The organism is Streptomyces sp. NPDC002701 (assembly GCF_042889045.1).
In the GTDB taxonomy this organism is placed as follows: domain Bacteria; phylum Actinomycetota; class Actinomycetes; order Streptomycetales; family Streptomycetaceae; genus Streptomyces.
The window spans coordinates 202,496-228,345 of sequence record NZ_JBIAQL010000003.1 but is presented as its reverse complement, the minus strand read 5'-3'; the positions used below and the strand labels follow the sequence as shown (position 1 = coordinate 228,345).

26 protein-coding genes and 2 tRNA genes are annotated in these 25,850 nt (G+C 70.9%); 17 read left to right on the top strand and 11 right to left on the bottom strand.

What is annotated here, in order from left to right:
• Window positions 1-4: 4 nt before the first annotated feature.
• Window positions 5-760: an AIM24 family protein gene (locus ACFYXC_RS09465; protein ID WP_389548861.1), complete on the top strand. Its 756-nt coding sequence runs from the start codon at window positions 5-7 to the stop codon at window positions 758-760.
• A 136-nt stretch (window positions 761-896) separates the two neighbouring features.
• On the opposite strand, the gene ACFYXC_RS09460 is transcribed toward ACFYXC_RS09465, so the two are convergent.
• Window positions 897-1,418: an NUDIX hydrolase gene (locus ACFYXC_RS09460; RefSeq protein WP_389548858.1), complete on the bottom strand. Its 522-nt coding sequence runs from the start codon at window positions 1,416-1,418 to the stop codon at window positions 897-899.
• Complete coding sequence (locus ACFYXC_RS09455) at window positions 1,415-2,863, bottom strand: zinc-dependent metalloprotease (RefSeq protein WP_388912300.1); 1,449 nt, start codon at window positions 2,861-2,863, stop codon at window positions 1,415-1,417. Before ACFYXC_RS09455 ends, ACFYXC_RS09460 begins: the two co-directional genes overlap by 4 nt.
• Window positions 2,864-3,053: 190 nt before the next feature.
• Here ACFYXC_RS09455 and ACFYXC_RS09450 point away from each other — a divergent pair, with 190 nt between their 5' ends.
• The 4 genes from ACFYXC_RS09450 to ACFYXC_RS09435 all read left to right on the top strand — a co-directional run bounded on the left by ACFYXC_RS09450 (window position 3,054) and on the right by ACFYXC_RS09435 (window position 6,259).
• Window positions 3,054-4,217 (top strand): SDR family oxidoreductase, encoded by a 1,164-nt coding sequence (locus ACFYXC_RS09450; RefSeq protein WP_389548855.1) that lies wholly within the window; start codon window positions 3,054-3,056, stop codon window positions 4,215-4,217.
• Between the two features lie 123 nt (window positions 4,218-4,340).
• Window positions 4,341-4,802, top strand: coding sequence for a molybdenum cofactor biosynthesis protein MoaE (locus ACFYXC_RS09445; RefSeq protein ID WP_388912306.1), 462 nt, complete (start codon window positions 4,341-4,343; stop codon window positions 4,800-4,802).
• 146 nt (window positions 4,803-4,948) lie between these two features.
• A complete protein-coding gene (locus ACFYXC_RS09440; protein WP_388912884.1) occupies window positions 4,949-5,095 on the top strand; it encodes a hypothetical protein in 147 nt (48 codons plus the stop codon).
• A gap of 69 nt (window positions 5,096-5,164) precedes the next feature.
• On the top strand, window positions 5,165-6,259 hold the full coding sequence (locus tag ACFYXC_RS09435) for a PDZ domain-containing protein (protein WP_389548852.1): 1,095 nt from the start codon (window positions 5,165-5,167) through the stop codon (window positions 6,257-6,259).
• A gap of 27 nt (window positions 6,260-6,286) precedes the next feature.
• On the opposite strand, the gene ACFYXC_RS09430 is transcribed toward ACFYXC_RS09435, so the two are convergent.
• Window positions 6,287-6,844, bottom strand: a complete 558-nt coding sequence (locus ACFYXC_RS09430; protein WP_388912312.1) for a PPA1309 family protein — start codon at window positions 6,842-6,844, stop codon at window positions 6,287-6,289.
• A gap of 137 nt (window positions 6,845-6,981) precedes the next feature.
• Here ACFYXC_RS09430 and ACFYXC_RS09425 point away from each other — a divergent pair, with 137 nt between their 5' ends.
• The 4 genes from ACFYXC_RS09425 (at window position 6,982) to ACFYXC_RS09410 (ending at window position 12,336) form a co-directional block, all read left to right on the top strand.
• Window positions 6,982-9,948, top strand: coding sequence for a UPF0182 family protein (locus tag ACFYXC_RS09425; protein WP_389549978.1), 2,967 nt, complete (start codon window positions 6,982-6,984; stop codon window positions 9,946-9,948).
• Window positions 9,949-9,992: 44 nt separating this feature from the next.
• A tRNA-Met gene (locus tag ACFYXC_RS09420) sits at window positions 9,993-10,066 on the top strand.
• Window positions 10,067-10,320: 254 nt separating this feature from the next.
• Window positions 10,321-12,126: a sel1 repeat family protein gene (locus ACFYXC_RS09415; RefSeq protein WP_389548849.1), complete on the top strand. Its 1,806-nt coding sequence runs from the start codon at window positions 10,321-10,323 to the stop codon at window positions 12,124-12,126.
• Window positions 12,127-12,262: 136 nt separating this feature from the next.
• Window positions 12,263-12,336: transfer RNA gene (locus ACFYXC_RS09410), tRNA-Met, on the top strand.
• A gap of 111 nt (window positions 12,337-12,447) precedes the next feature.
• Here ACFYXC_RS09410 and ACFYXC_RS09405 read toward each other — a convergent pair.
• Window positions 12,448-12,864, bottom strand: a complete 417-nt coding sequence (locus ACFYXC_RS09405; RefSeq protein ID WP_388912318.1) for a Fur family transcriptional regulator — start codon at window positions 12,862-12,864, stop codon at window positions 12,448-12,450.
• A gap of 168 nt (window positions 12,865-13,032) precedes the next feature.
• Between ACFYXC_RS09405 and ACFYXC_RS09400 the strand changes: the two genes are divergently transcribed.
• Window positions 13,033-14,502, top strand: a complete 1,470-nt coding sequence (locus ACFYXC_RS09400) for a catalase (protein WP_389548846.1) — start codon at window positions 13,033-13,035, stop codon at window positions 14,500-14,502.
• 145 nt (window positions 14,503-14,647) lie between these two features.
• Here ACFYXC_RS09400 and ACFYXC_RS09395 read toward each other — a convergent pair whose 3' ends face one another.
• Entirely contained in the window at window positions 14,648-15,040 is a 393-nt protein-coding gene (locus ACFYXC_RS09395) for a cyclic nucleotide-binding/CBS domain-containing protein (protein WP_389548844.1), read from the bottom strand.
• 159 nt (window positions 15,041-15,199) lie between these two features.
• Complete coding sequence (hisN, locus tag ACFYXC_RS09390) at window positions 15,200-16,000, bottom strand: histidinol-phosphatase (protein WP_388912327.1); 801 nt, start codon at window positions 15,998-16,000, stop codon at window positions 15,200-15,202.
• Between the two features lie 216 nt (window positions 16,001-16,216).
• Here hisN and ACFYXC_RS09385 point away from each other — a divergent pair, with 216 nt between their 5' ends.
• Window positions 16,217-16,831, top strand: a complete 615-nt coding sequence (locus ACFYXC_RS09385) for a TetR/AcrR family transcriptional regulator (RefSeq protein WP_389548840.1) — start codon at window positions 16,217-16,219, stop codon at window positions 16,829-16,831.
• A gap of 172 nt (window positions 16,832-17,003) precedes the next feature.
• Here the strand turns inward: ACFYXC_RS09385 and ACFYXC_RS09380 are convergent, their stop codons facing one another.
• The 4 genes from ACFYXC_RS09380 to ACFYXC_RS09365 all read right to left on the bottom strand — a co-directional run bounded on the left by ACFYXC_RS09380 (window position 17,004) and on the right by ACFYXC_RS09365 (window position 20,879).
• Window positions 17,004-17,327, bottom strand: coding sequence for a DMT family transporter (locus ACFYXC_RS09380; RefSeq protein ID WP_388912851.1), 324 nt, complete (start codon window positions 17,325-17,327; stop codon window positions 17,004-17,006).
• A gap of 153 nt (window positions 17,328-17,480) precedes the next feature.
• On the bottom strand, window positions 17,481-18,491 hold the full coding sequence (gene rsgA, locus ACFYXC_RS09375; RefSeq protein ID WP_389548837.1) for a ribosome small subunit-dependent GTPase A: 1,011 nt from the start codon (window positions 18,489-18,491) through the stop codon (window positions 17,481-17,483).
• A gap of 16 nt (window positions 18,492-18,507) precedes the next feature.
• A complete protein-coding gene (aroA, locus tag ACFYXC_RS09370) occupies window positions 18,508-19,824 on the bottom strand; it encodes a 3-phosphoshikimate 1-carboxyvinyltransferase (RefSeq protein ID WP_389548834.1) in 1,317 nt (438 codons plus the stop codon).
• Window positions 19,825-20,156: 332 nt separating this feature from the next.
• Complete coding sequence (locus ACFYXC_RS09365; RefSeq protein WP_388912854.1) at window positions 20,157-20,879, bottom strand: M50 family metallopeptidase; 723 nt, start codon at window positions 20,877-20,879, stop codon at window positions 20,157-20,159.
• Between the two features lie 104 nt (window positions 20,880-20,983).
• Between ACFYXC_RS09365 and ACFYXC_RS09360 the strand changes: the two genes are divergently transcribed.
• From ACFYXC_RS09360 to rsrA, 4 genes are all read left to right on the top strand, one after another.
• A complete protein-coding gene (locus ACFYXC_RS09360; protein ID WP_388912339.1) occupies window positions 20,984-21,799 on the top strand; it encodes an SOS response-associated peptidase in 816 nt (271 codons plus the stop codon).
• Complete coding sequence (locus tag ACFYXC_RS09355) at window positions 21,799-22,602, top strand: alpha/beta family hydrolase (RefSeq protein ID WP_389548830.1); 804 nt, start codon at window positions 21,799-21,801, stop codon at window positions 22,600-22,602. Before ACFYXC_RS09360 ends, ACFYXC_RS09355 begins: the two co-directional genes overlap by 1 nt.
• Window positions 22,603-22,880: 278 nt before the next feature.
• The gene (sigR, locus tag ACFYXC_RS09350; protein WP_388912346.1) at window positions 22,881-23,561 is read left to right on the top strand and encodes an RNA polymerase sigma factor SigR; all 681 of its coding nucleotides are present in this window, start codon (window positions 22,881-22,883) and stop codon (window positions 23,559-23,561) included.
• Window positions 23,558-23,875 carry a mycothiol system anti-sigma-R factor gene (gene rsrA, locus ACFYXC_RS09345; RefSeq protein ID WP_388912349.1) on the top strand — a complete coding sequence of 106 codons (318 nt, stop codon included), beginning with the start codon at window positions 23,558-23,560 and terminating at the stop codon, window positions 23,873-23,875. Before sigR ends, rsrA begins: the two co-directional genes overlap by 4 nt.
• A gap of 97 nt (window positions 23,876-23,972) precedes the next feature.
• Here rsrA and ACFYXC_RS09340 read toward each other — a convergent pair whose 3' ends face one another.
• On the bottom strand, window positions 23,973-24,338 hold the full coding sequence (locus ACFYXC_RS09340) for a hypothetical protein (protein WP_388912352.1): 366 nt from the start codon (window positions 24,336-24,338) through the stop codon (window positions 23,973-23,975).
• 160 nt (window positions 24,339-24,498) lie between these two features.
• Here ACFYXC_RS09340 and ACFYXC_RS09335 point away from each other — a divergent pair, with 160 nt between their 5' ends.
• Both ACFYXC_RS09335 and ACFYXC_RS09330 read left to right on the top strand, forming a co-directional pair.
• Entirely contained in the window at window positions 24,499-24,864 is a 366-nt protein-coding gene (locus ACFYXC_RS09335) for a hypothetical protein (RefSeq protein WP_389548825.1), read from the top strand.
• The gene (locus ACFYXC_RS09330; protein WP_389548822.1) at window positions 24,861-25,808 is read left to right on the top strand and encodes a hypothetical protein; all 948 of its coding nucleotides are present in this window, start codon (window positions 24,861-24,863) and stop codon (window positions 25,806-25,808) included. The genes ACFYXC_RS09335 and ACFYXC_RS09330 overlap by 4 nt, the downstream gene beginning before the upstream one ends.
• Window positions 25,809-25,850: the final 42 nt, after the last annotated feature.

The window sequence follows — 25,850 nt, the reverse complement described above, 5'->3', positions numbered from 1 at the left end:
CATCATGCAGAGCCCGCTTTTCGCCTACAACGACCAGCAGTCCCAGGACCGCTACAGCCTGCAGAACAAGCAGATGCTGCGCGTCCTCCTGGAGGGACACGACGACGTGCTCGCCCGCAAGGGCACCATGGTCGCCTACCAGGGACTCGTGGAATTCGACGCCGAGTTCCAGAACACCGGCCAGCAGCGTTCGCGCGCCCACACCGGGGAGGGCCTCGACCTGATGCGCTGCCACGGGCAGGGCACCGTCTACCTGGCCAACCTCGCCCAGCACATCCATGTGGTGGACGTGGACCAGGACGGCCTCACCGTGGACAGCAGTTACGTCCTGGCGATGGATTCCGCGCTGCACCACGAGGTGATCGCGGTGGACAGCCAGTACGGCATCTCCGGATCCGGCAAGTACCAGCTCAACATCTCCGGGCGCGGCAAGGTCGCCCTGATGACCTCGGGCAGTCCGCTGATGCTGCAGGTCACGCCGGACAAGTACGTCAACTGCGACGCCGACGCGATCGTCGCCTGGTCGACGAGCCTGCGCGTGCAGATGCAGGCCCAGACGCATTCCTCCGGGGTGTTCCGGCGCCGCGGCAACACCGGCGAGGGCTGGGAGCTCAGCTTCATGGGGCAGGGGTACGCGCTCGTGCAGCCCAGTGAGCTGCTGCCGCCGCAGAACGCGGTGATCGGTTCTGGGGTTTCCGCCCAGTACGGGATGGGGCAGCAAGGAGCCCGGGGGCAGAACCAGGGGAACGCCTGGAGCTAGCCGAGCCGTCCGCCGGTGGACGGGCGCCGGTCCGTCGTGGCCGGTCGCGCAGTTCCCCGCGCCCCTGCGGGGCGCGGCTCAGGGACGTGGACGTAAGGGGCGACCGCAATGACGGTCGCCCCTTACGCGTGCCTCGTCAGAGCCTCGCTCGTGTCGCGTCCAGCAGGCGGACGACCGAGTCGTCCGCCACCCCCGCCACCTCGTCGTACGGGAACCAGCGCAGGTCCAGGGACTCGTCGCTGATGGCCTGGACGGCGCCGGGCTCGGCGACGACCGCGTACTGGACGTCGAAGTGCCAGTGGCAGGGCGGCGGGATGGGGTGCCGGTCGAGCCGGACCGGCCCGCCCGGGAGCAGCGTCAGTCCGGCGATGCCCGACTCCTCCGTGGCCTCGCGCAGGGCCGCGTCCTCCAGGGAGGCGTCCCCGGTCTCGCAGTGCCCGCCCATCTGGAGCCACATCCGCAGCTTCCTGTGGAGCGTCAGCAGGACCCGGCCGTGGCCCGGATCGATCACCAGGGCGCTCGCCGTGACGTGCCCGGCCGTACACGCCTTCCACATGCCGTCCGGATGGGCCTCCAGGTGGTCGAGGTATGCCTGGCGCAGCTCGTCCTGGCCCTCGACGCCCTTCAGGACCAGGACGGCGTCGTCGTACAGGATCACTTGTCGTCGTCGCCCTTGTCCTCGGCGTCCCCGGCCTTCTCGTCGCCCGCGGTGTCTTCCTTCGTCAGGTTGGGCTTCTCGGGTGAACCGCCCGCGGCCTCACCGAGCATCTTGTCGAGCTCGGAGAAGTCCAGCTGCTCGCGGTGCACGAAGCCGTCCGGGTCGTCCAGGTCGGAGGCGGTCGGCAGCATGTCCGGGTGTGCCCACAGGCCGTCCCGGCCGTCGACCCCGCGCGCGTCCGTCAGCGAGGCCCACAGGCGTGAGGCGTCCCGCAGCCGGCGCGGACGCAGCTCCAGGCCGATCAGCGTGGCGAAGGTCTGCTCCGCGGGGCCGCCCGTGGCACGGCGGCGGCGCAGCGTCTCGCGCAGCGCGTCCGCGGACGACAGACGGGGCTTCGCGGCCGAGTGGACCACGGCGTCGACCCAGCCCTCGACGAGCGCGAGCGCCGTCTCCAGACGGGCCAGCGCGGCCTTCTGCTCCGGGGTGTCCTCCGGCTGGAACATGCCCTGCTGAAGCGCCTGCTGCAGCTCTTCGGGGTTCTGCGGGTCGAACTGCCCGACCACGTCCTCCAGCTTCGCCGTGTCGACCTTGATCCCGCGCGCGTAGCCCTCTACCGCGCCGAACAGGTGCGAGCGCAGCCACGGCACGTGGGCGAACAGCCGCTGGTGGGCGGCCTCGCGCAGGGCGATGTAGAGGCGCACCTCGTCCTGGGCGATCCCCAGATCCTTGCCGAACGCCTCGATGTTCAGCGGGAGCAGCGCGGCCTTGCCGGCCGGGCCCAGCGGGAGACCGACGTCGGTGGAGCCGACGACCTCGCCCGCGAGCACGCCGACGGCCTGCCCGATCTGCGTACCGAACATGGCGCCGCCCATGGAACGCATCATGCCGAGCAGCGGGCCCGCCATGGCCTGCATCTCCTCGGGCAGCACGTCGCCCATGGCCGCGCCGACGCGCTCGGCGACCGGGTCGACGAGCTCCTTCCACACCGGCAGGGTCGCCTCGACCCACTCCGCGCGGCTCCACGCCACCGCGGAGGCGGCGCCGGACGGCAGCGACGTGGCGTCGTCCAGCCACAGGTCGGCCAGCCGCACGGCGTCCTGGACCGCGGAGCGCTCGGCCGGGCCGACGCTGGAGTCCTTGGTGCCGTCGGAGGTGCCCTGGGACACCGTCTGGCGGGCGATCTGCTTGGCCATGTCCCAGTTCACCGGGCCGCCCTCGTACGAGAGCATCTGGCCCAGCTGCTGGAACGCGGCGCCCAGGTCGTTGGGGTTCAGCGAACCGAACATGGCTGCGAGCGGGTTGTCGCCTCCAGGTCCGCCGGGCCCGAAACCGAACGGGTTGGCAGGTCCCTGACCACCACCGCTCTGCTGGTCCTTCTTCTTGCCCTCGTCGCCGTTCTCCGGCTCCTCCGGCGGAAGGCCGAATCCGAATGGGGTGTCACTCACGGGATTCCTCGGCTGTTAAGGCCGCCGGTTCGCTCCGACGGCGGCTGCCCTGCATCACCACCCAGCGTAGACACCACAACCGGTTCGGGCCTCGGTGCGTCGCCGACTCGGCGGCTGCGGCAGGATGGATGCCACCTGGTACGTACGCGTCACTCGCGTTCTTACTGAAGACAACCGCTGGAGACGCCCGGTGAGTTCCCCAGATCCACAGGTTCGCGCAGCGCGAAACCCTTCGACCCGGCCGACGCCCGAAGACCGCCCCTCGACATCGGCGGCGCGTGCCGGCGGCACGTCCGGCGGACGCGGACCCGTCGTCGCGATCACCGGCGCCGCGGCCGGGATCGGCGCGATGCTCACGGAGCGCCTCGTCGCGGGCGGCGAGGTCAAGCAGGTCATCGCCATCGACGAGCGGCGCGGCGAGTGCGCGGACGCGCAGTGGCACATCCTGGACGTCCGTGACCCGGCCATCGCCGAGAAACTGCGCGGGGCGGACGTCGTCGTGCACCTCGCGCTCGACCTCGACCTCGAGACGGACCCGGCGGCGCGTACGGCGTACAACGTGCGCGGCACCCAGACCGTGCTCACGGCCGCCGCTGCCGCAGGGGTGCACCGTGTCGTGCTGTGCACGTCGGCCATGGTCTACGGAGCGCTGCCCGACAACGAACTGCCCCTCTCCGAGGACGCCGAACTGCGGGCCACCGCCGAGGCCACCGGCGTCGGGGACCTGCTGGAGGTCGAGCGGCTCGCCCGGCGGGCACCCCGCGCGCATCCCGGGCTCAATGTCACCGTCGTACGCCCCGCCGTGCTCGTCGGAGGCACCGACACCGCACTGACCAGGTACTTCGAGTCGCCGCGGCTGCTGGTCGTGGCCGGCTCCCGGCCCGCCTGGCAGTTCTGCCACGTCGAGGACCTGTGCACCGCTCTGGAGTACGCGGCCCTGGAGAAGGCCGAGGGAGAGCTTGCCGTCGGGTGTGACGGATGGCTGGAGCAGGAGGAGGTCGAGGAGCTCAGCGGGATACGGCGGATGGAACTGCCGTCGGCCGTCGCGCTGGGAGCCGCGGCCCGGCTCCACCGGATCGGGCTCACCCCGTCGCCAGCCGGGGACCTCGCCTACACGATGTATCCCTGGGTGGTCAGCGGGAGCCGGCTGCACGACGCCGGATGGCGGCCCCGGTGGACCAACGAGGAGGTCCTCGCCGAGCTCCTCGGAGAGGTCGCCGGACGGCACACCCTCGCCGGACGGCGGCTCGGACGCAAGGACGCCACCGCGGCGGGAGCAGCCGGAGCGACGGTCGCCCTGCTGGGCACAGCGGCGCTGGTGCGGCGGGCGCGCAAGGCCCGGCGCCGGATCTGACCGGGCGGGGGGGGATCCCGGACCCGAAGGTGTTCCGCAGCGGGCTGCGGCGCCCCCACGCGCGCGGGGGAAGACACGAGAACGCCGTTCCGCGCCGGTGACGGGGTGGGGCACGATGGGGGTATGGCACCCACGAATGACCACCCCGGTGAGCAGGCCGCACAGGACCCCATCAAGCTGCTGGCGATCCGGGAGACCGACCTCTCCCTGGACGAGGTCTTCCGGGCCGTCGGTGACGACGCCTCCGGAGGGACCGCGCTCTTCGTGGGGACCGTGCGCAACCACGACGGGGGAGCGGATGTCGACGCCCTCGGGTACTCCTGCCACCCCAGCGCCGAGGCCGAGATGCGGCGGGTCGCGGAGAAGGTCGTCGCGGAGTACCCGGTACGGGCACTCGCCGCCGTGCACCGGATCGGTGACCTGCGGGTGGGTGATCTCGCGGTGGTCGTCGCCGTCTCCTGCCCGCACCGGGGGGAGGCGTTCGAGGCGTGCCGGAAGCTGATCGACGACCTGAAGCACGAGGTCCCGATCTGGAAGCACCAGACGTTCTCCGACGGTACGGAGGAGTGGGTGGGCGCCTGCTGACCCGCCCCGCCGGGTACCCGTCCGGCCTCCGGTTGCGTAACCCGACCCCTGCCGTGAGCGTTGAACAAGCGGATGGTTAATCTGCTGATCAGTCAGTTGTGGTGGTTCACCGGGGTTGGGAGGTCGGCATGGCGGCACTCGCCTGGTTGCTGATTCCACTTTTCGCCGCGATCGGTGCGGGGGCCTGGGGCAGTTGGGCAGGACGGAACCGCAAGACCATCGGCGACGGTCACGAGCTGGCGGGCTACACCCGCTTCCGTGAAGCCATGGAGAGGTCGCACTCGGACGCCTGAGCGACTGCCGGCCCCCCGGACGGGCGGCCCCGACGGTGCGTTGACAGTGGGGTCCCGTACTGTCGTTCCATGCCACGCCGCACCGCGACGATGCTCGCCTCCACCCTGATGCTGATCGCGCTCCTGTGCGCGGGAGTCTTCATCACCGTGCCGTACTCGGAGATGTCACCGGGTCCGACGGTGAACACGCTGGGCGAGCACGACGGCGAGCCGGTGCTCCAGATCTCCGGCCGCAAGACCTACGCGACGACCGGCAACCTGAACATGACCACCGTCCGGGTCACCAGCGCCGACTACAACATGAACCTCGTCGAGGCCGTGTACGGCTGGCTGGCACACGACAACAAGGTGGTCCCGCACGACACGCTCTACCCCGACGGCAAGACGGAGGAGCAGTCGACCCAGGAGAACGCCGAGGAGTTCAGCCAGTCCCAGGAGAGCGCCAAGGTCGCGGCTCTCAAGGAGCTGGACATCCCGGTGAAGTCCTGGGTGATCGTCGCCACCGTCGTCAAGGACACCCCCGCCGAGGGCAGACTGCACGCCGGTGACGTGATCAAGGCCGTCGACGGCACGCCGGTCAAGGCGTTCGACGACGTCGCCGAGCTGGTCACCAAGCACAAGGCCGGCGAGAAGGTCGTCTTCACGGTCGTGCCCGCCAAGGAACAGGCCGCCGCCGAGAAGGAGAACAGGACGGCGACCACGACCGAGGACATCACGATCACCACCGCGGAGTCCGACGACAGGGGCGAGGACCGCGCGATCGTCGGCATCGAGGCCGGTACCGACCACACCCTCCCGTTCGCCATCGACATCAAGCTCGCCGACGTCGGCGGCCCCAGCGCCGGTCTGATGTTCGCCCTCGGGATCGTCGACAAGCTGACCCCCGGAAGCCTCACCGGCGGCAAGTTCGTCGCCGGCACCGGAACCATCGACGACGACGGCAAGGTGGGCCCGATCGGCGGTATCGAGATGAAGACCGTCGGCGCCCGGGCCAAGGGCGCCCGGTACTTCCTCACGCCCAAGGACAACTGCGCGGCCGCCGCCCGTGACGTTCCCGAGGGGCTCACACTCGTCAAGGTCGACACCATCGACGACGCGATGAGCGCCCTGAAGGACATCCGCGGCGGAGACACGGACGGCCTGCCGAGATGCACCAGGGACTGACGCACCGGCAGGCCGCCGCCGTCCGGGCTACTCCGCGAACGTCGCCGTGAGCGCCTCGGCCAGGCCGGGTACGAGGTCGGAGCCGGTGAGCACGTCGGTCGCCGAGTCCTTCTCGCGCAGCCGCAGCGCCGAATCGCGCTTCCCGCCCCGCAGCACCGCCACGGTCATCCGGACCTCCTGGCGCTCCGGGTGCTCGGCGACCCACTTCGCCAGCCGTGCCTCGTCGAGGCCGTCGGGTACGGACGCCTCCGCGGACGGCGGCAGCATCAGCCGCTCCACGGACAGCGCGCAGCCGACCACGGCGTCCGGCCACGCGATGGTCCCGAGGAACTCGTCCAGCGGACTGCCCGCCGGAAGTTCGTCCTGCTCGATAGGGGTAAGGGTGCCTTCGGGCACGTCTTCGGTCAGACCCAGTCGTTCGGCGAGCCCCGGTTCCTCGGAACGCAGTCGGGCCGTGTCGACCAGGGCGAAGAGCCGGGCGGGCTGGTCCCAGCCGAGCCCCGAAACGTACTCGTCGATCTCGAGGACGGCACGGGTGAGGGGCTCGGCCGCCATGGGGGTGCCTGAGGAGGCGGTGTTGGACATGGTCACAATCCTGCCTCGTTCGGCCCCGGAAGCGGGAACCGAGTAAAGCATCAGTAAGTTGCATAGATGTGGCCCGGCGTCTGCGGGGCCCCCGAACACCAACAGCGAACTTCGAGGTGCGCACCTTGGCTTTCCAGATGCCGGACCGCGGCGGAGGCCCGACAGGGCCGCGGATGAGAGTGGGCCGACCGTCCCGGCGCGTCCGGACCCTGCTCATGACACTGGGCGTACTGGCCGTGCTGGCCATGGCCTTCGTCATGTTCGCGGGGTTCTGGACGGACTGGCTCTGGTACCGGTCGGTGCAGTATTCCTCCGTCTTCACGACCACCCTGTGGACGAAGATCGGCCTGTTCTTCGTCTTCGGACTGCTGATGGCCGTGGCCGTCGGAGTGAACATCTGGCTGGCCCACCGGCTGCGGCCGCCGCTCAGCGCCATGTCGATGGAGCAGCAGAGCCTCGACCGCTACCGGATGGGCGTGGCGCCGTACAAGAAATGGATCCTTCTCGGGATCACCTCCCTGGTCGGACTGATCGCGGGTGCCTCCGCGGCGGGCCAGTGGCGTACGTGGCTCATGTGGGTGAACGGAGTGCCCTTCGACCAGAAGGACCCCCAGTTCCACCTCGACGTCTCGTTCTACGCCTTCGACCTGCCCTGGTACCGCTTCATGCTGGGCTTCGGCTTCGCGGCCGCGATCCTCTCCCTGATCGCCGCCGCGATGACGCACTACCTGTACGGCGGACTGCGCGTCACCAGCCCCGGAGCGCGCGCCACGGCCGCGGCCACCGGCCACCTGTCGGTGCTGCTCGGTATCTTCGTCACGCTCAAGGCGGTCGCCTACTGGCTCGACCGGTACGGGCTCGCCGTGAAGTCCAGTGACTTCAAGGCGACCGGCAACTGGACGGGCCTGCGGTACGTCGACGCCAACGCGTACCTGCCGGCCAAGACGATCCTCTTCTGCATCGCGGTCATCTGCGCCCTGCTGTTCTTCGCCACCCTGTGGCGGCGCACCTGGCAGCTGCCCGTCATCGGCTTCGGCCTGATGGTGCTCTCCGCGATCCTCATCGGCGGTCTGTACCCGGCGATCGTCCAGAAGTTCCAGGTCCAGCCGAACGAGCAGGCCAAGGAAGCGCCGTACGTCGAGAAGAACCTCAAGGCGACCCGCGACGCGTACGGGATCAACGGCACCGAGGTCACGGAGTACGCGGGCACGAGCACGACCGAGGACAAGACGAAGCTGCGCGACGACGCCGACGGCGCCGCGAGCATCCGGCTCCTGGACCCGAACGTCGTCTCGCCCACGTTCCAGCAGCTCCAGCAGGTGCGCAACTACTACGCGTTCCCGTCGAACCTGGACGTCGACCGGTACAGCAAGGACGGCAAGGACCAGGACACCGTCATCGGTCTGCGCGAGCTGAACCTCCAGGGCATCCCGAAGAACAACTGGATCAACGACCACTTCCGGTACACGCACGGCTTCGGAGCGGTCGCGGCCAAGGGCACCAACGCCGACGCCGAGGGCCGCCCGGAGTTCACCGAGTACGACCTGCCGTCCAAGGGCGACCTCGGGGAGTACCAGCAGCGGATCTACTACGGCGAGAAGACGAGCCAGTACTCGATCGTCGGCGGTCCGCAGAAGGAGATCGACTACTCCGACGACACCGGTGAGAAGACGACCAGCTACCGGGGCAAGAGCGGCGTCAACCTCGAGAACCCGGTCAACCGGGCGGCGTACGCGGTGGCGTTCAGCGAGCCGCAGATCCTCTACTCGGGCGCGATCGGCGAGGGTTCGCGGATCCTCTACAACCGCACGCCCAAGGAGCGCGTCGAGGCGGTGGCTCCCTGGCTGACCATCGACGGCGACGCCTACCCGGCGGTCGTCGACGGGAAGATCGAGTGGATCGTCGACGCGTACACGACGACCAACGGCTACCCGTACGCCTCGCGCACCACCCTCGGTGACACGACGGCCGACTCGCTGACCGCCGCCAACAACCAGCGGGCGGTGGTGGCCCAGCAGAACCAGGTCAACTACATCCGCAACTCGGTGAAGGCGACCGTCGACGCGTACACCGGCAAGGTCACGCTCTACGAGTGGGACACCAAGGACCCGGTCCTGAAGACCTGGAAGAAGGCGTTCCCCGGGACGGTGAAGTCGAAGGGGGACATCCCGCAGGCCCTCATGGACCACCTGCGTTACCCGCAGGACCTGTTCAAGGTCCAGCGGGAGCTGCTGACCCGCTACCACGTCAAGGACGCCGAGACGTTCCTGAGCGGCAGCGAGGTGTGGCAGGTGCCGGACGACCCGACCAACAAGTCGGGCAACGCGGTACCGCCGTACTACCTCAGCATGAAGATGCCGGGCGAGCAGTCGCAGGCGTTCTCCCTGACGACGACGCTGACACCGAACGGCCGCGACAACCTGAGCGCCTTCATGTCGGTCAACGCCGAGGCGGGCACGGGGGACTACGGCAAGATCAACATCCTCAAACTGCCCACGGGCAGAACGGTCGACGGACCGAAACGGGTGCAGAGCCAGTTCAACTCCGAGCCGTCCATCGCCGAGTCCATCAGGCTCCTGCGAGGTGGTGACTCGGAAGTCGAGTACGGCAACCTGCTGACGGTGCCGCTCGACGGTGGCCTGCTCTACGTGGAGCCCGTCTACGTACGCGGTGGTGGACTGAAGTACCCGCTGCTGCGGAAGGTGCTCGTGACCTACGGAGGCGCGACGGCCTTCGAGGACACGCTGGACGAGGCGCTCAACAAGGTGTTCGGAGCGGAGGGTTCGACCACCGAGCCACCGGACGAGGGCGAGACCGACCCGCCGCCGCCCACCTCCAGTGACCCGACGGTCCAGGAAGCGCTCGACGACGCCCAGAAGGCGTTCGACCAAGGCCAAGAAGCCCTCAAGAAGGGTGACTGGGAGGCGTACGGAGAAGCGCAGAAGGACCTGGAGGACGCGCTGAAGCGGGCCGAGGACGCACAGGCCGCGGCCGACAAGAGCGCAGGCAGCGGCGGCGGAGCCGGCTCCGGTGACAAGAACACCGAGCCGAGCGGCAAGCCGAGCAGCAGTCCGGGCGGCGACGCCGGCCAGGACAGCAGCTGAGTCAGAGGCCCTCCCCGCGCCGTGGTACGGTTGCAACACAACGGCGCGGGGTGGAGCAGCTCGGTAGCTCGCTGGGCTCATAACCCAGAGGTCGCAGGTTCAAATCCTGTCCCCGCTACTGAAGTCGAAGGACCCGGATCCTCACAGGATCCGGGTCCTTCTGCGTGTGTGGACCACTCGCGCCGGACCGTCAGCGGGCCGTACGCGCGTGCTCCTCGTTCACCAGTGCTGCCGCGGTGAAGGCCGCGCCGGGCGGAAGGAGTTGCGCCAACTGTGTTTCACTTGTCTCTCTGTGGGCATGTCGACAAAACGCTGAAGTGACCTCACTGGCTGCGGTATACCAGGTGTACCCAGGTTGCAGGTGGTGCGACGATGGACGTTATGGGGGACAAGGCAACTCTGTTGGAGACAGGGCGGTTTGTGCAGTCTTCCGACCGGGACGAAACCGGCGAGGCTGCCGAGGAGGCTCGTCAACGGCTCGCCGCGCAAGAGGGCGACGTCGAGGCGATGAGTGTCCTCGGAGCCATGCTGCTCCGCCGCGGTGATCTCGACGGGGCCGAGCCGCAGCTGCGGGCTGCCACCGCCGCCGGTGACCGTGCCGCCGCCAACAACCTCGGTGTCCTCCTGCACCAGCGCGGATACGCGGAGGAGGCCGCCGGCTGGTGGCGCATCGCCGCCGTCGCGGGCTCCGCGGCCGCCGCGCACGCCCTCGGCCGCCACCACCGCGAGCGCGGCGACGAGCCCGCCGCCGAGTACTGGCTGCGGCAGTCCGCCGAACAGGGCCACGCCCTGGGCGCGTACGCGCTGGCCGATCTTCTGGAGCACCGCGGCGACGCCCGCGCCGAGGACTGGATGCGCGCCGCCGCCGAGCGGGGGCACCGCGAGGCCGCCTACCGGCTCGCGCGGGCACTCGACCGGACAGCCGCCCGGACGGCGGAGGCCGGCGCGGACGACGCAGCCGCCGAAACCGCCGGTGAGGCCGCCGAACAGTGGTACCGGCAGGCGGCTGCGCGGGGCCACCGCCGGGCCGCCCTGCACCTCGGGGCGATCCTGGAGAAGCGCGGCGAGCTGAAGGAGGCGGGGCGCTGGTACCTCACCTCCGCCAAGGACGGCGAGGCACGGGCCGCCTGCGCCCTGGGGTTCCTGCTGCGTGACGCGGGTGACACCGAGAGCGCGGCCGTGTGGTGGCTGCGGGCCGCCCAGGACGGCGACGGGAACGCCGCGAACGCGCTGGGGGCGCTGCACGCCGAGCGCGGTGAGACGCAGACCGCCGAGCGGTGGTACCGGGCCGCGATGGACGCCGGCGATGTGAACGGCGCGTACAACCTCGGGCTGCTCTGCGCCGAGCAGGCACGGACCGCGCAGGCCGAACAGTGGTACCGGCGGGCGGCGTACGCGGGGCACCGCGAGGCGTCGAACGCCCTGGCCGTCCTGCTGCTGCAGGTCGGTGACGCGGCCGGGGCCGAGCCGTGGTTCTCCAAGGCGGCGGAGGCCGGCAGCGTCGACGCCGCGTTCAACCTCGGGATCCTGCACGCGGGGCGGGGCGAGGACGCGGCGGCGCTGCGGTGGTACGAGCGGGCCGCTGCCGCCGGACACACCGAGGCGGCGCTGCAGGTCGGGATCGCCCGGCTGCGGGACGGCGACGAGGCGGCGGCCGAGCGGCATCTGCGGTGTGCCGCGGGGGGCGGCAGCGCGGAGGGCGCCTACCGGCTGGCGAGCGTGCTCGACGCACGGCGCCCGCCCGCGCCCGCGCACGAGCTGGGCGAGCAGGCCACCGAGAAGAGCGAGTGCGAGGAGTGGTACGAGCGGGCCGCCTCGCAGGGGCATCGGCGGGCGCAGGTCCGCGTGGGGATGCTCGCCTCGGCCCGCGGGGATGTCGTGGAGGCGGCCCGGTGGTACCGGGAGGCGGCGGAGGCGGGGTCCCGCAACGGCGCGTTCAACCTGGGGCTGCTGCTGGCCCGTGAGGGGAGTGAGCCGGAGGCCGCCCTGTGGTGGACCCGGGCCGCCGACGCGGGGCACGGGCGGGCGGCGTTGCGGCTCGCCCTCGTCTACGCGCGTCGTGGGGAGCTGGCGGAGGGGCAGCGGTGGGCCGACCGGGCGGTGTCTCTCGGGCCGGGTGAGGTGGCCGAGCGGGCGGCCCGGCTGCGGGATGCCTTGCGGCAGGAGTTGTCGGCCTGAGCGGGCGCCTGCCGACGGGGGTGGGACGGGTGAGGGGTGTCGCCGGCCGGACGGGCTGACGGGTAAGTCGCCGGACGGGCTGGCGCGTAAGTGATTTGCGCTGGTCGGCGGGGTTGACGTACTGTTCAGTCATCGCCGCGGGGTGGAGCAGCTCGGTAGCTCGCTGGGCTCATAACCCAGAGGTCGCAGGTTCAAATCCTGTCCCCGCTACTGAAGACCGAAGGCCCGGAACCAGATCGTTGGTTCCGGGCCTTCGGTGTTTCCCGTGCCGAGGCCCCGGCCCGCGGGATCGGCGGCCGGGGCTTCAGGGACAGCAGGTCGTCAGGCCGCCGCGCAGTTCGGGCAGACGCCTCGGTACGTCACCTCTACGTCCGACACCGTGAAGCCGAAGCGCTCGGAGTCGGGGAGGTCGGCGAGTGGGTTGCCGCCCGGGTGCACGTCCTTGATCGCGCCGCATCGGGCACAGACCAGGTGGTGGTGCGGCCGGTGGGCGTTCGGGTCGTACCGCTTCGCCCGCTTGTCCGTGGCGACCTCCAGCACCTCGCCGAGCGAGACCAGCTCACCCAGGGTGTTGTAGACGGTCGCCCGGGAGATCTCCGGCAGCCTCACGACGGCGCGGGCATGTACCTCGTCGGCCGTCAGGTGCACGTGATCGCCGTTAAGGACCTCAGCCACGACGCGCCGCTGCGCGGTCATGCGCCAGCCGCGTCCGCGCAGTCGTTCCAACAGGTCGCTCATACGGCAGAGCTTAACAGCTGTGGGACCAGATCCTGAATAGGTGTGATTTTGGAGCGCCACTGGCTTTGGAGTATTGCTGGATTTGGATCTCTGCTTGACTTAGACAATGTCTATTGTAGGATCGAGCTCGGCTCAGGCCATGGGGTCCACGGGTCAGGAACAGCAGGAATGACGCAGGAGGCGCACGTGACGCAGGGACCGCTTACGACGGAGGCCGGCGCGCCGGTGGCCGACAACCAGAACAGCGAGACCGCGGGCGTCGGCGGCCCGGTCCTCGTCCAGGACCAGCTCCTGCTCGAGAAGCTCGCCCACTTCAACCGCGAGCGCATCCCGGAGCGTGTCGTGCACGCCCGTGGCGCCGGCGCGTACGGCACCTTCACGCTCACCCGTGACGTCTCGCAGTGGACGCGTGCCGCCTTCCTCTCCGAGGTCGGCAAACAGACCGAGACCTTCCTGCGCTTCTCGACGGTCGCCGGCAGCCTCGGCTCCGCCGACGCCGTCCGGGACCCGCGCGGCTGGGCGCTGAAGTTCTACACCGAAGAGGGCAACTACGACCTCGTCGGCAACAACACCCCGGTGTTCTTCATCAAGGACGCCATCAAGTTCCCCGACTTCATCCACACCCAGAAGCGCGACCCGTACACGGGCTCGCAGGAGGCGGACAACGTCTGGGACTTCTGGGGTCTGTCGCCCGAGTCCACCCACCAGGTGACGTGGCTGTTCGGCGACCGCGGCATCCCCGCCTCGTACCGCCACATGGACGGCTTCGGCTCGCACACCTACCAGTGGAACAACGAGGCCGGCGAGGTCTTCTGGGTCAAGTACCACTTCAAGACCGACCAGGGCATCAAGAACCTCACGACCGAGGAGGCGGTGAACGTCTCCGGTCTCGACCCCGACTCGCACCAGCGCGACCTGCGTGAGGCGATCGAGCGGGGCGACTTCCCGTCCTGGACGGTGCAGGTGCAGATCATGCCGGCGGCCGAGGCGGCGACCTACCGCTTCAACCCGTTCGACCTCACCAAGGTGTGGCCGCACGCGGACTACCCGCCGGTCGAGATCGGCAGGCTGGAGCTCAACCGCAACCCGGAGAACGTCTTCGCGGAGGTCGAGCAGAGCATCTTCAGCCCCGCGCACTTCGTGCCGGGCATCGGGCCTTCGCCCGACAAGATGCTCCAGGGCCGCCTCTTCGCGTACGGCGACGCCCACCGCTACCGCGTCGGCATCAACGCCGACCACCTGCCGGTGAACCGTCCGCACGCCACCGAGGCGCGTACGCACTCCCGTGACGGCTTCCTGTACGACGGCCGCCACGGCGCCGCGAAGAACTACGAGCCGAACAGCTTCGGCGGCCCGTTCCAGACGGACCGTCCGCTGTGGGGGGCCACCTCCGTCACCGGGGTCACCGGCAGCAGCGAGGCGCCGGTCCACGCCGAGGACAACGACTTCGTGCAGGCGGGCAACCTGTACCGGCTGATGTCCGAGGACGAGAAGGAGCGGCTGGTCGGCAACCTGGCGGGCTTCATCGCCAAGGTCTCGCGCGACGACATCGCCGAGCGCGCGATCAACAACTTCCGTCAGGCCGACGGAGACTTCGGCAAGCGGCTGGAGGTCGCGGTCCAGGCTCTGCGCGGCTGACACCGGCACTGGAACGCTTGTCGAGGAGCGGGCCGGCTCCCCCGTACCGGGGAGCCGGCCCGTTCGCGCTCTCGCCACCTGCCCCGCGGGGCGGGCGGGCCCGTGCACGCCGCCTCCGCGAGGTGGGCGGGCCCGCGCACGCGGCTCAGGCCGGGGCGGGCTGCCGGAGCGGGGCCCAGCAGCGGATGATGTCGCGGACCGAGACGATGCCGGTCGGCTCGCCGCGGTCGAGGACGATGAGATGACGGAACCCGCCGTGGGCCATGGCCTGGGCGGCCTCCTCCAGGGTCCAGGTCGGGGCGGCGAACACCACGTCGGTGGTCGTGTGGGCGTGTGCCCGCTCCGTGTCCGGGTTCTGCCCCAGGCCGACGGAGTTGAGGATGTCGCGCTCGGTGAGGATGCCGATCCCGCTGCCGTCGGGGTCGAGGACCACGGCTGCGCCGATGCGGCGCGCGGACATCAGCGCGGCGGCCTTACGGAGGGTGTGGGCGGGGCCGATGGTGAGGACCACCGTGCTCATGGCGTCGCGGACGAGCATGGACGGAGCCACCTCCTACGAATCCGTTCGTTAACGGATTCACAAGTTCACAAGTGAGGGGCTCCCAGAGTCGCAGTTAAAGGGAGGGTCAACAAGAGGGCGTACGCGCACGGTTCGGGCGTGCGCCCCGGCGCCCCGTCAGCAGCGCCGGACGAGATGTCAGTAGCGCTGGTTGAGATAACCCAGCAGTTCGTCGTGGAGGATGCCGTTCGACGCCGCCGCGTTGCCGCTGTGCGGGCCCGGCCGGCCGTCGAGGCCGGTGAAGGAGCCGCCCGCCTCGGTCACCACGATCGCGGTCGCCGCCATGTCCCACAGCGACAGCTCGGGCTCCGCGCAGATGTCGACCGAGCCCTCGGCGACCATCATGTACGGCCAGAAGTCGCCGTACGCGCGCGTGCGCCACACCTCGCGGGTCAGGTCCAGGAACCCGTCCAGCAGGCTGCGCTCCTCCCAGCCGCCCAGCGAGGAGTACGCGAACGAGGCGTCCTGCATACGGGAGACCTCGGACACCTTCAGCCGGGACGCGGACGACAGGCTCCGGCCGGTGAACGCGCCGTGGCCCTTCGCCGCCCACCAGCGACGGGCCAGCGCGGGGGCGGAGACCACGCCGACGACCGGCTGGAAACCGCCCTCGCCGGCCTCCATCAGCGCGATCAGCGTGGCCCAGACGGGGACGCCGCGTACGTAGTTCTTGGTGCCGTCGATCGGGTCGATCACCCAGCGGCGGGGGCCCGTGCCCTCCACCCCGAACTCCTCGCCGAGGATCGCGTCGCGCGGCCGTGCCCGTCCGAGGTGACCGCGGATGAGTTCCTCGGCGGCCTTGTCGGCCTCGCTCACCGGTGTCATGTCCGGCTTGGTCTCGACCTTGAGGTCGAGCGCCTTGAAGCGGTCCATCGTCGCGGCGTCGGCGGCGTCCGCCAGGACATGGGCGAGGCGCAGGTCATCGCGGTAGTCGGGCATGACCGAACGGTACCGCTCCGCAGGGTGCCGCAAGAAGGCTGGGGCTGTGGGGAGGGTGGGGGGTGTGTGGCCGGTCGCGCGGTTCCCCGCGCCTCGTGCAGAAGGGGTTGCGCCCTGTCGGTCGCCGCTTCGCCCCGGAGGGCTCCGCGCGAACTCTTGACACTGCCCCCGTGCGCGTCAACTCTGATGCGCAGAGCCGATCGCCCCAGGGAGGCGATGATGCCTGCAGCGCGGGAATCCCTACTGGACGCCGCCTTCACGGCGCTCGGACGCCGTCCGTGGTCCACGGTGCGGATGGTGGACGTGGCGGCCGTCGCCGGGGTGTCCCGGCAGACGCTCTACAACGAGTTCGGCAGCAAGGAGGGCCTGGCCCGGGCGCTCGTACGGCGGGAGGCGGACGCCTATCTCGCCGGGGTGGAGCGGGCGCTGATGAGCCGGCCCGAGCCCCGGGAGCGACTGGCCGCCGCGGCGGAGTGGACGGCGTCCGCGGCGCGGGGGAACGCGCTGGTACGGGCGATGCTCACGGGATGCTGGGGAGAGCGGCTGCCCTCCCCGACCCTGTCCGCCGTGCCGTCGGCCTCGGCGGTGCCGGCCCAGCGGCGGGCCGACGGGCCGTTGCCCTCGCCCGGCGACCTCGTGGCGCTGGTGCGGGACCGGGCCGTCGCCTCGCTCACCGTGCCCGGCGGGTCCAGGTCCGAGGCGGCGGAGCTGGCCCGAGCCTGTGAACTCGCGGTGCGGCTCGGGGTGTCGTGTGTGCTGGCCCCGACGGGGGAGGGGGGCACGGCGGGACTGGTCCGGGACGCGCTCGCCACGGTGCGGTCCGTGGTCTGAGGCGGCGGTGGTCCGACGCGGCCGCCGTCCGACAGAGGAGTATTCCGACGGCGGAGTGGTCGTCCGACGATGGAGTGGTCCGAGCGGCGTGGTCCGGGGCGGGCGAGGGCGGCTCCGGCCGGGAGGGCCATCTCAGTGGCCGGCACCGGGCGGTCCGGCAGAGAGGTCTGGCTCAGTGGGCGGAGCCCGACAGCTGGAGGCCGATGACTCCTATGATCACGAACGAGATCGACACGATCTTCAGCGTGGACACCAGGTCGTCGAGGAAGACCATGCCGTAGATGGCGGTGCCCGCCGCGCCGATGCCGGTCCACACCGCGTAGGCGGGACCGACGTCGAGCTTCTTCAGGGACAGGGTGAGGAGGCCGAAGCTGCCCAGTGCGAAGACGCAGAAGGCGACCGTCGGCCAGAGTCTCGTGAAGCCGTGGGAGAGCTTGAGGCAGACGGCGAAACCCGTCTCCAGAAACCCGGCCACGACCACCAGCAGCCACGCCATGTGATGCCCTCCCACGCTCCGTGACTGCTCCATGACCGCTCCAGGACCGCGTCGTCTCGCTCGGATCCGGTCGTCCCACCTGGATCCGGCTTGGTGCGATTATGCCTTTACCGTCGTGGCAGGGACGCAAACAACACTGAGGTCACGTGGAGATCAGTCGCCCTCCAGCCGCTCCCGTGTCGAGAGCAGCCGGCGCAGCGAGTAGAGGCGGGCCGGATCCGCGTGCCCCTCGGCGACCCACGCGTCCAGCGCGCAGTCCGGCTCGTCGTGGCTGCACGCGCGTGGGCAGCCCTCCGTGCCGGGCTCCAGATCGGGGAACGCCTTGATGACCCGCGACGGGTCCACATGGTGCAGACCGAAGGACCGGACGCCCGGCGTGTCGACCACCCAGCCCTCGTCGTCGGGGAGGGGGATCGCGCGCGCCGAGGTCGTGGTGTGCCGACCGCGGCCCGTGACCGCGTTGACCACGCCCGTGGACCGCCGCCGGTCCCGTGACACCAGCGCGTTGACCAGCGTCGTCTTGCCGACGCCGGAGTGCCCGACGAACGCCGTGATCTTGCCGTCCAGCTGCTTGCGCACGCGGTCCACGGCCTCGCCGCTCTCCAGCTCCTCGCGGCTCGTGACGACGTAGGGGACGCCCAGGGCCCCGTACGACTCCAGGAGTTCGTCGGGGGAGGCGAGGTCCGACTTGGTGAGGACGAGGAGCGGGTCGAGACCGCTGTCGTACGCGGCGACGAGGCAGCGGTCGATCAGGCGGGGGCGCGGCTCGGGATCGGCGAGGGCGGTGACGATCGCCAGCTGGTCGGCGTTGGCGACGACCACCCGCTCGTACGGGTCGTCGTCGTCGGCCGTGCGGCGCAGGACCGAGGTCCGCGGCTCGATGCGGACGATCCGCGCGAGGGTGTCCTTCTTGCCGGTCAGATCGCCGACGATGGCGACCCGGTCGCCGACGACCGCGGCCTTGCGGCCCAGCTCGCGGGCCTTCATGGCGAAGACCAGGCGGTCCTCGACCAGGCACGTCAGCCGGCCCCGGTCGACGGTGACGACCATGCCCGCCGCCGCGTCCTCGTGCTTGGGGCGGATGTTCGTCCGCGGCCGGTTCCCCTTGCGGTTCGGGCGCTCGGGGATGTCGTCCTCGTCGGTGTGCTTGCTGTAACGGCGCATGATTCCGGTCCGCCCGTCAGTTCCCGAGCATTCCGGTCCACAGATCGGGGAAGTCCGGCAGGGTCTTCGCCGTCGTCGCCACGTTCTCGATCTGTACGCCGTCGACCGCGAGGCCGATGATCGCGCCCGCGGTGGCCATGCGGTGGTCGTCGTAGGTGTGGAAGATCCCGCCGTGCAGCCTGCGCGGGCGGATGTGGAGGCCGTCGGCGGTCTCGGTGACGTCACCGCCGAGTTCGTTGATCTCCTTGGTGAGCGCGGCCAGCCGGTCCGTCTCGTGCAGCCGCAGATGCGACACGCCACGCAGGGTGGAGGGGGAGTCGGCGAGGGCCGCGACCGCCGCGATGCCGGGGGTCAGTTCGCCGACCTCGTCGAGGTCCACGTCGATGCCGTGGATCGAGCCGGAACCGGAGAACTCCAGCCCCCGGTCGGTCAGTTCGCAGGAACCACCCATCTCGGTGAAGATCTCGCGCAGCCTGTCGCCCGGCTGGGTGGTGCGGGCCGGCCAGTCGGGGACGACGACCGAGCCGCCGGTGACCAGGGCCGCGGCGAGGAAGGGCTGCGCGTTCGACAGGTCCGGCTCGACCGTCAGGTCGCGGCCGAGGAGGGCGCCCGGTGTGACCCGCCAGACGTTCGGCTCGCCGCCCGACTCCGGGGTGTCGACCTGGGCGCCGATCGAACGCAGCATGTCGACGGTCATCCGGATGTGCGGCATGGACGGCAGGGTCGAACCGGTGTGCCGTACCTCCACGCCCTGGTTGAAGCGCGGTCCCGACAGCAGCAGCGCCGACACGAACTGCGAGGACGAGGACGCGTCGATCTCCACCGGGCCGCCCTCCAGGGCCCCGCCGCCGTGCACGGTCAGCGGGAGCGCGCCCCGGCCGTCGTCGTCGATCCGCGCGCCGAGGGCGCGCAGGCCGTCGATCACTCCGGTGAGGGGGCGCTCGTACGAACGAGGGTCGCCGGTGAAGTGGACGGGGCCGTCGGCGAGCGTGGCGACCGGCGGCAGGAAGCGCATCACCGTGCCGGCGTTGCCCACGTCGACCGTGGCCGGGCCGTGCAGGCCCGAGGGGATGACGCGCCATGCCTCGCCGGAACCGTCGGGGCCCACGCCCTCCTCGATGCCGACGCCCATCGCCCGCAGGGCACCGGCCATCAGGAGGGTGTCGCGGGAGCGGAGGGGACGGCGGAGCCAGCCGGGCTCGGCCGCGAGGGCGGCCAGGACGAGCGCGCGGTTGGTGACCGACTTGGACCCGGGTACGTGGACCGTCGCGTCGACGGCTCCGGTCGCGTGGGGGGCGGGCCAGAGGGCGGTGTGGGCGGGGTTAACGGGCATGCCCTCACTTTAGTGGGGGTTCGCTCCGCTGGGTTTGGCCGGGAAACGGGTGGCTGCCGCCGGCTTGGGGGCTTGGCTGCCGCCGGTCTGGGGGGTGGGTGCGGGTGGGTGGGGCTGGGTGCGCCGTTCCCCGCGCCCCTGGACTGGAGGGGCTTCGCCCCAATGGGGGTTGTACCGGAGCCGTCGTCGGGTGCGGGTGGGTGGGGGCTGGTCGCGCAGTTCCTCGCGCCCCTTGGGGGGTTGCGGCCCGGTGGTTCTGTGTGGGTGGGTGGGGGCTGGGCGCGCCGTTCCTCGCGCCCCTTCAGGGGCTGCGCCCCTTGTGGGGGTGGCCCTCAGAGCGCTAGTAGCCATTTGCCGGCGCCCAGTAGGGAGCACAGGGAGACCGCGTGGAAGAGGAAGAGCCACAGGCCCGCCGGGACGTGGGTCAGGCGGGAGAGCTGGTCGGCGTCCGAGTCGCCCGCTCCGCCTCGCATGCGTTTGGCCTGGAGTTCGAAGGCCGGGCGGACTCCGCCGAGCAGCAGGAACCAGACGACGGCGTACGCGAACGCCGCCTGCACCTGGGGGCCGGCCAGCCAGGACACCACCACGAAGGTGCCGCCGGTGAGCAGGACCGTGAGCGCCCCGTACGCGTTGCGGATCATCACCAGCATGGCCACGAGCAGCAGCGTGGCCAGCCAGAGCAGGGCGGTGATGTGACCGGCGGCCAGCAGCGCGGCCCCGCCCAGACCGAGCAGCGGGGGAGCCGTGTAGCCGGCCGCCGCCGTCAGGATCATGCCGAGACCGGTCGGCTTGCCGCGGCTGACCGTGAGGCCGCTGGTGTCGGAGTGCAGCCGGATACCGCTGAGGCTCCGGCCGGTGAGCAGCGCGACCAGCCCGTGACCGCCCTCGTGGGCGATGGTGATGGCGTTGCGCGAGAGCCGCCACACCGGGTGCGGAACGATCACGGCGAGCGCGGCCACCAGCGTGGCGACGACGACCCAGGTGTCGGGGTCGGGCTGGCTCCCGAAGACCTCGTCCCAGAGGGTGGCCAGCGAGGTGGCGGCGGTGCTGTCCATGGTCGGTTTCGGCTCCCTTGGCGCGAAGTCGATGAGAGGTGGTGCGTACACGGTCGTCGAGAGGAGGTGGTCGGGCGGCGGGTGGGCCTGGCAGTCTGGCACGTATGTGCGGACGGTATGCATCGAGTCGTAGGCCCGAGGATCTCGCAGGAATCTTTGAGATCGACAAGTGGGAGCCGGAGGACGCTCTGGACCCCGATTTCAACGTGGCTCCCACCAAGGAGGTCTACGCGGTCCTGGACCGTCCTGTGAAGGACGCCGAGGATCCCGAGCCGGTTCGGCAGCTGCGCCGGCTCAAGTGGGGCCTCGTCCCCTCCTGGTCGAAGACGCCCGAGGGCGGCGCCCGGATGATCAACGCCCGTGCCGAGACCGTCCACGAGAAGCCCTCCTACCGGCGGGCCTTCACCTCCCGGCGCTGTGTCATCCCCGCCGACGGCTACTACGAGTGGGTGACCGGCACCGGCGAGCGCGATCTGGAGGTCGAGGGCAAGAAGAAGCGGCCGCGCAAGCAGCCCTACTTCGTGCTCCCCGCCGACGGCTCCGTCTTCGCGATGGCCGGGCTGTACGAGTTCTGGCGGGACAAGACGCTGCCCGACGACCACCCGCGGGCCTGGTGGGTGACGTGCACCGTCATCACCACGGAGGCGGAGACCTCCCCGCTCGCGGTCGGCCCGGACGAGGGTCCGCGCTCCCTCGCCGACATCCACCCCCGTATGCCGCTCATGCTCACCCCCGACCGCTGGGACGCCTGGCTCGACCCCTCCCGTACGGACGTCGAGGACCTGCGCGGCCTGCTCGCGCCGCCGCCCGAGGGGCTGATGCGCGCGTACCCCGTCTCCACGGCCGTGAGCAACGTCCGCAACAACGGCCCGGAGCTGCTGAAGGAGCTGGAGGGACCCGAGGAGGGCACACTCTTCTGATGACGAGCGACACGGCCGGAACGGCGAAGACGGGCGGGACGGCGAAGACAGGCGGGACGGCGAAGACGGGCGGAACCGCAGAGGCGGGCGGGACCGTGGAGACGGCCGGAACGGCAGAGGCGGCGGAGGCGGTCGAGAGCGTCGAGACCGACGCGGGTACCGCCCGGATCACCTGGCACCGGGCCGGGAAGAAGGCCCGGCTGGTGCTCGCCGTCAGCCATGGCGCGGGCGGCGGGATCGAGGCGCGCGACCTGCGGGCGCTCGCCGGCGCACTGCCCGCGCACGGCGTGACCGTGGCACTGGTCGAACAGCCGTGGCGGGTCGCGGGCCGGAAGCTGGCGCCCGCGCCGAAGACGCTGGACGTGGGCTGGCGCGGTCTGTGGCCGGCCCTCGCGAAGCCGGGGCTGCCCGTCGTCGCGGGTGGCCGCAGCGCCGGAGCCCGGGTCGCCTGCCGCACGGCCACCGAGCTGGGCGCCCACGCCGTCCTCGCGCTCGGCTTCCCGCTCCACCCGCCGGGCAGGCCGGAGAGGTCCCGCGCCGCCGAACTGCTCGGCGCCGGGGTGCCCACGCTCGTCGTACAGGGCGGCAACGACCCGTTCGGACGCCCCGGGGAATTCCCGCGGGAGTTCCTGCGCAAGCCCCCGCGGGACCCGTCCGCGTCCTCGCCGGCCGCGTACACCCTCGTCGAGGTTCCCTACGGCGATCACGGGTTCGCCGTGCCGAAACGTGCCCCGGTCGATGAGGAGCAGACCCTGCGGGTCATCACCGACGGGGTCCGCGAGTGGGTCGCGTCACTCGTCTGACGCGGGGAATGCCGGGCGGCGGAGCACTGTTGTGCGGATCAGACAGCACGGAACGCGTGGTGTGAGAAGTCGTACGAGAGGAAGTCCGCCGCATGGGTTCGACCATCTGCCCGAGCCGTGGCAGCAGCGCTGACCTGGAGTGGTCCGTGCTGCACGCGGCGAAGACCGTCCCCGTTCGGACGGCGGGCGGACCGGATCGGCAAGCCGCCGCGACCACTGGTCGTCTATTCTCCGATTCAGGTGGGACCGCTTTCGGTCCTGCCCAGACTCTGGAGGAGGTGGGTCCGGTCACAGGGACCGACGCAGGGACCGAAAACGGCCAGGCGGAGCAGCCCGAGGACACGGGCAGCAGTGAGTCGACCGCCGAGCGCAATGTGCGCTTCGAGCGGGACGCGCTGGAGTTCCTCGACCAGATGTACTCGGCCGCGCTGCGCATGACGCGGAACCCGGCCGACGCCGAGGACCTGGTGCAGGAGACGTACGCGAAGGCGTACGCGTCCTTCCACCAGTTCCGTGAGGGCACCAACCTCAAGGCGTGGCTGTACAGGATCCTCACCAACACCTTCATCAACTCGTACCGCAAGAAGCAGCGCGAGCCCCAGCGGTCCGCCGCCGAGGAGATCGAGGACTGGCAGCTGGCGCGCGCCGAGTCGCACATGTCGACGGGGCTGCGCTCCGCCGAGTCGCAGGCGCTCGACCACCTGCCCGACTCGGACGTGAAGGCCGCGCTGCAGGCGATCCCCGAGGAGTTCCGCATCGCCGTCTATCTCGCGGACGTCGAGGGCTTTGCGTACAAGGAGATCGCGGACATCATGGGGACACCCATCGGTACGGTGATGTCCCGGCTGCACAGGGGCCGCCGTCAGTTGCGCGGCATGCTCGAGGACTACGCCAAGGACCGCGGCCTGGTCCCGGCGGGCGCCGGAGAGTCGAACGGAACGAAAGGCTCGGGCTCATGAGCTGCGGAGAGCCGCACGAGACGGACTGCAGTGAAGTACTCGATCATCTCTACGAGTTCCTCGACCACGAGATGCCCGATGCCGACTGCACCAAGTTCGAGGTGCACTTCGAGGAGTGCACCCCGTGCCTCGAGAAGTACGGTCTGGAGCAGGCCGTGAAGAAGCTCGTCAAGCGGTGCTGCGGTCAGGACGACGTACCGACCGACCTGCGGGCGAAGGTCATGGGCCGTATCGATCTGATCCGTTCGGGGCAGGCCGTGCCCGAGCACGACGTCACCTCCGCGGACGTCCGCGGCGCCGCCGCCGAGGGCTGAGCGGCTCCGGCCCCGACCCCGGCGTTTCTCGGGTCCGCGCCTTCGCCGGACATCCGACGCCGGACCGGCCCGCCCGGTCCGGCTCCCGGGCGGGGCGTCAGATCTCCAGACCGCTCTCGATCCTCTTCAGGCTGTGCCGGGCCAGCGCCAGGTTGCTGCGGCCCCGGTCGAGCGCGAGGTACAGGAAGAGCGTTCCGCCGCTGGCGGTGAGCGGGCGTATCAGGTGGTACTGCTTGCCCAGCGTGATCAGGATGTCCTCGATGGTGTCGTCCATGGCCAGCGAGGACAGCGTCCGCATCTTCGCGCGCATCACCTCGGTGTTGCCCGCCGACGCGAGTTCCAGGTCGAGCGTCGGTCCGCCGCCGAGCGTGCCGAGTGCCATACCGCTCTCGTAGTCGACGAGGGAGACGCCGATGGCACCCTCCACGGACATGGCTTCCTTGAGCGCGGTCTCGATGTTCATGCTGCCCCAATTCCTCGGTGACGCTGTCCGGTCGTTGTCCGTACAACTACGATCAAACGCATGTGCGTAGTGCGTCACAAAATACAAAATATGCTGTCTGTTGCGTAAGTTGAATCGCAAAGTAGCGTGCGAGGTCAAGACGTGAAGGGGGAACGGGCACATGACGACGGCCGTTGATGCCTCTCTGGCCCGGCTCCTGGACTCGCCCGGGATCACCGGTGTCGCCCTGGTCGACGCGGTCACCGGTCTCACCTACGGGGTGGCCGGGGACGCCGACGAGGCCGGGGACGGCGCGGAGTGCGCCGAACTCGCCGCCCTCATCGCCGAACGGCTGGGACGGGCGGGCGCCGAGGGGGAGTTGGAGAGCGTGATCCTGACCAGCACGCGGCGCCACCAGGTACTGCTCACCATCGACCGCCCGGCCGGCGACCCGCTGCTGCTGACCGCGGGCATGGACCGGGAGCGGGCCAACCTGGCGCTCGCCACACGGAGTCTGGGCGACCGGGTCGCCGGGGTGCTCGCATGACGGCGGCCGACGCACGGAACCTGCCCGCGCTTCTGCGCAGCCTGCACGACGAGGGGTACAGCGGGACCGTGCGGGTCTCCGGTTCCCCGGGCGGAACGATTCATCTGCGGGACGGACTGATCGGCGCGGTCGAGACACCGGGGGCGCCGACCGCCACCTCGGTGCTGCTCACCCCGGGCCGCATCGACGACGAGACCTGGCTGGCCGCCTGCGCGGCGGAGCGCGACACGGACCGGCTCGGCGGGTATCTCGTCGCCGCCGGCCTGATCGGCGCCGCCGAACTGGAAGTCGTGTGCACCGCCGCCGTGTTCGACGCGGCCTTCGCCATGGCGATCGGGCCGCCCGGTGGCTGGACGCTCGGCGACCCCGAACCCACCCTCCTCGGCGGGCCCGGCGTGACCCCGCGGCGGCTGACGGAGGAGACCACCCGGCGCATCACGCGGCTCTCCGGTCCCTGGGGAGCGCCGGGCGAACTCGCCCGGGTACGGCCCGCGCCGGTTCCGGACGCCGGGCTGCGCCGCGGGCTCTCGGACCGCCACCGGTCCGTCCTCACCACCGTCAACGGGCGTCGTACGGCCCGGGACGTGGCCTTCACGCTCGGACGCGGACTGTACGCGATCATGCTGGACCTGACCCGCCTGGAGGCGCAGCAGCTCATCCGGTGGGAGGCGGGCGGGCCGCCCGACGGCCGGCCCAGCACCGCGCCGCGGGTACTGCCCGGACGCGGGGCCCCGGACGCGCCGCCGGCGAGGTCCGCGCCGGCCACGTCGACCGCACCGGCTCCGACGGCCTCGGAGAAGGCCGCGCCGCTGCCGAGGCGTAGGCCCGGCGGGGCCGCGCGGCCGCGGGATACCCGGGCGCGGGAGAGCCCGCCGGGGCGGGGTCCCACCGAGGGGAGAGGCGCTGCCGCGGCGGGAACCGACGGGGGGCACGGGGGCCTGTGAGTTCCAGCAGACGCCGGGCGGCACGACGACTTCGGCTTCGGC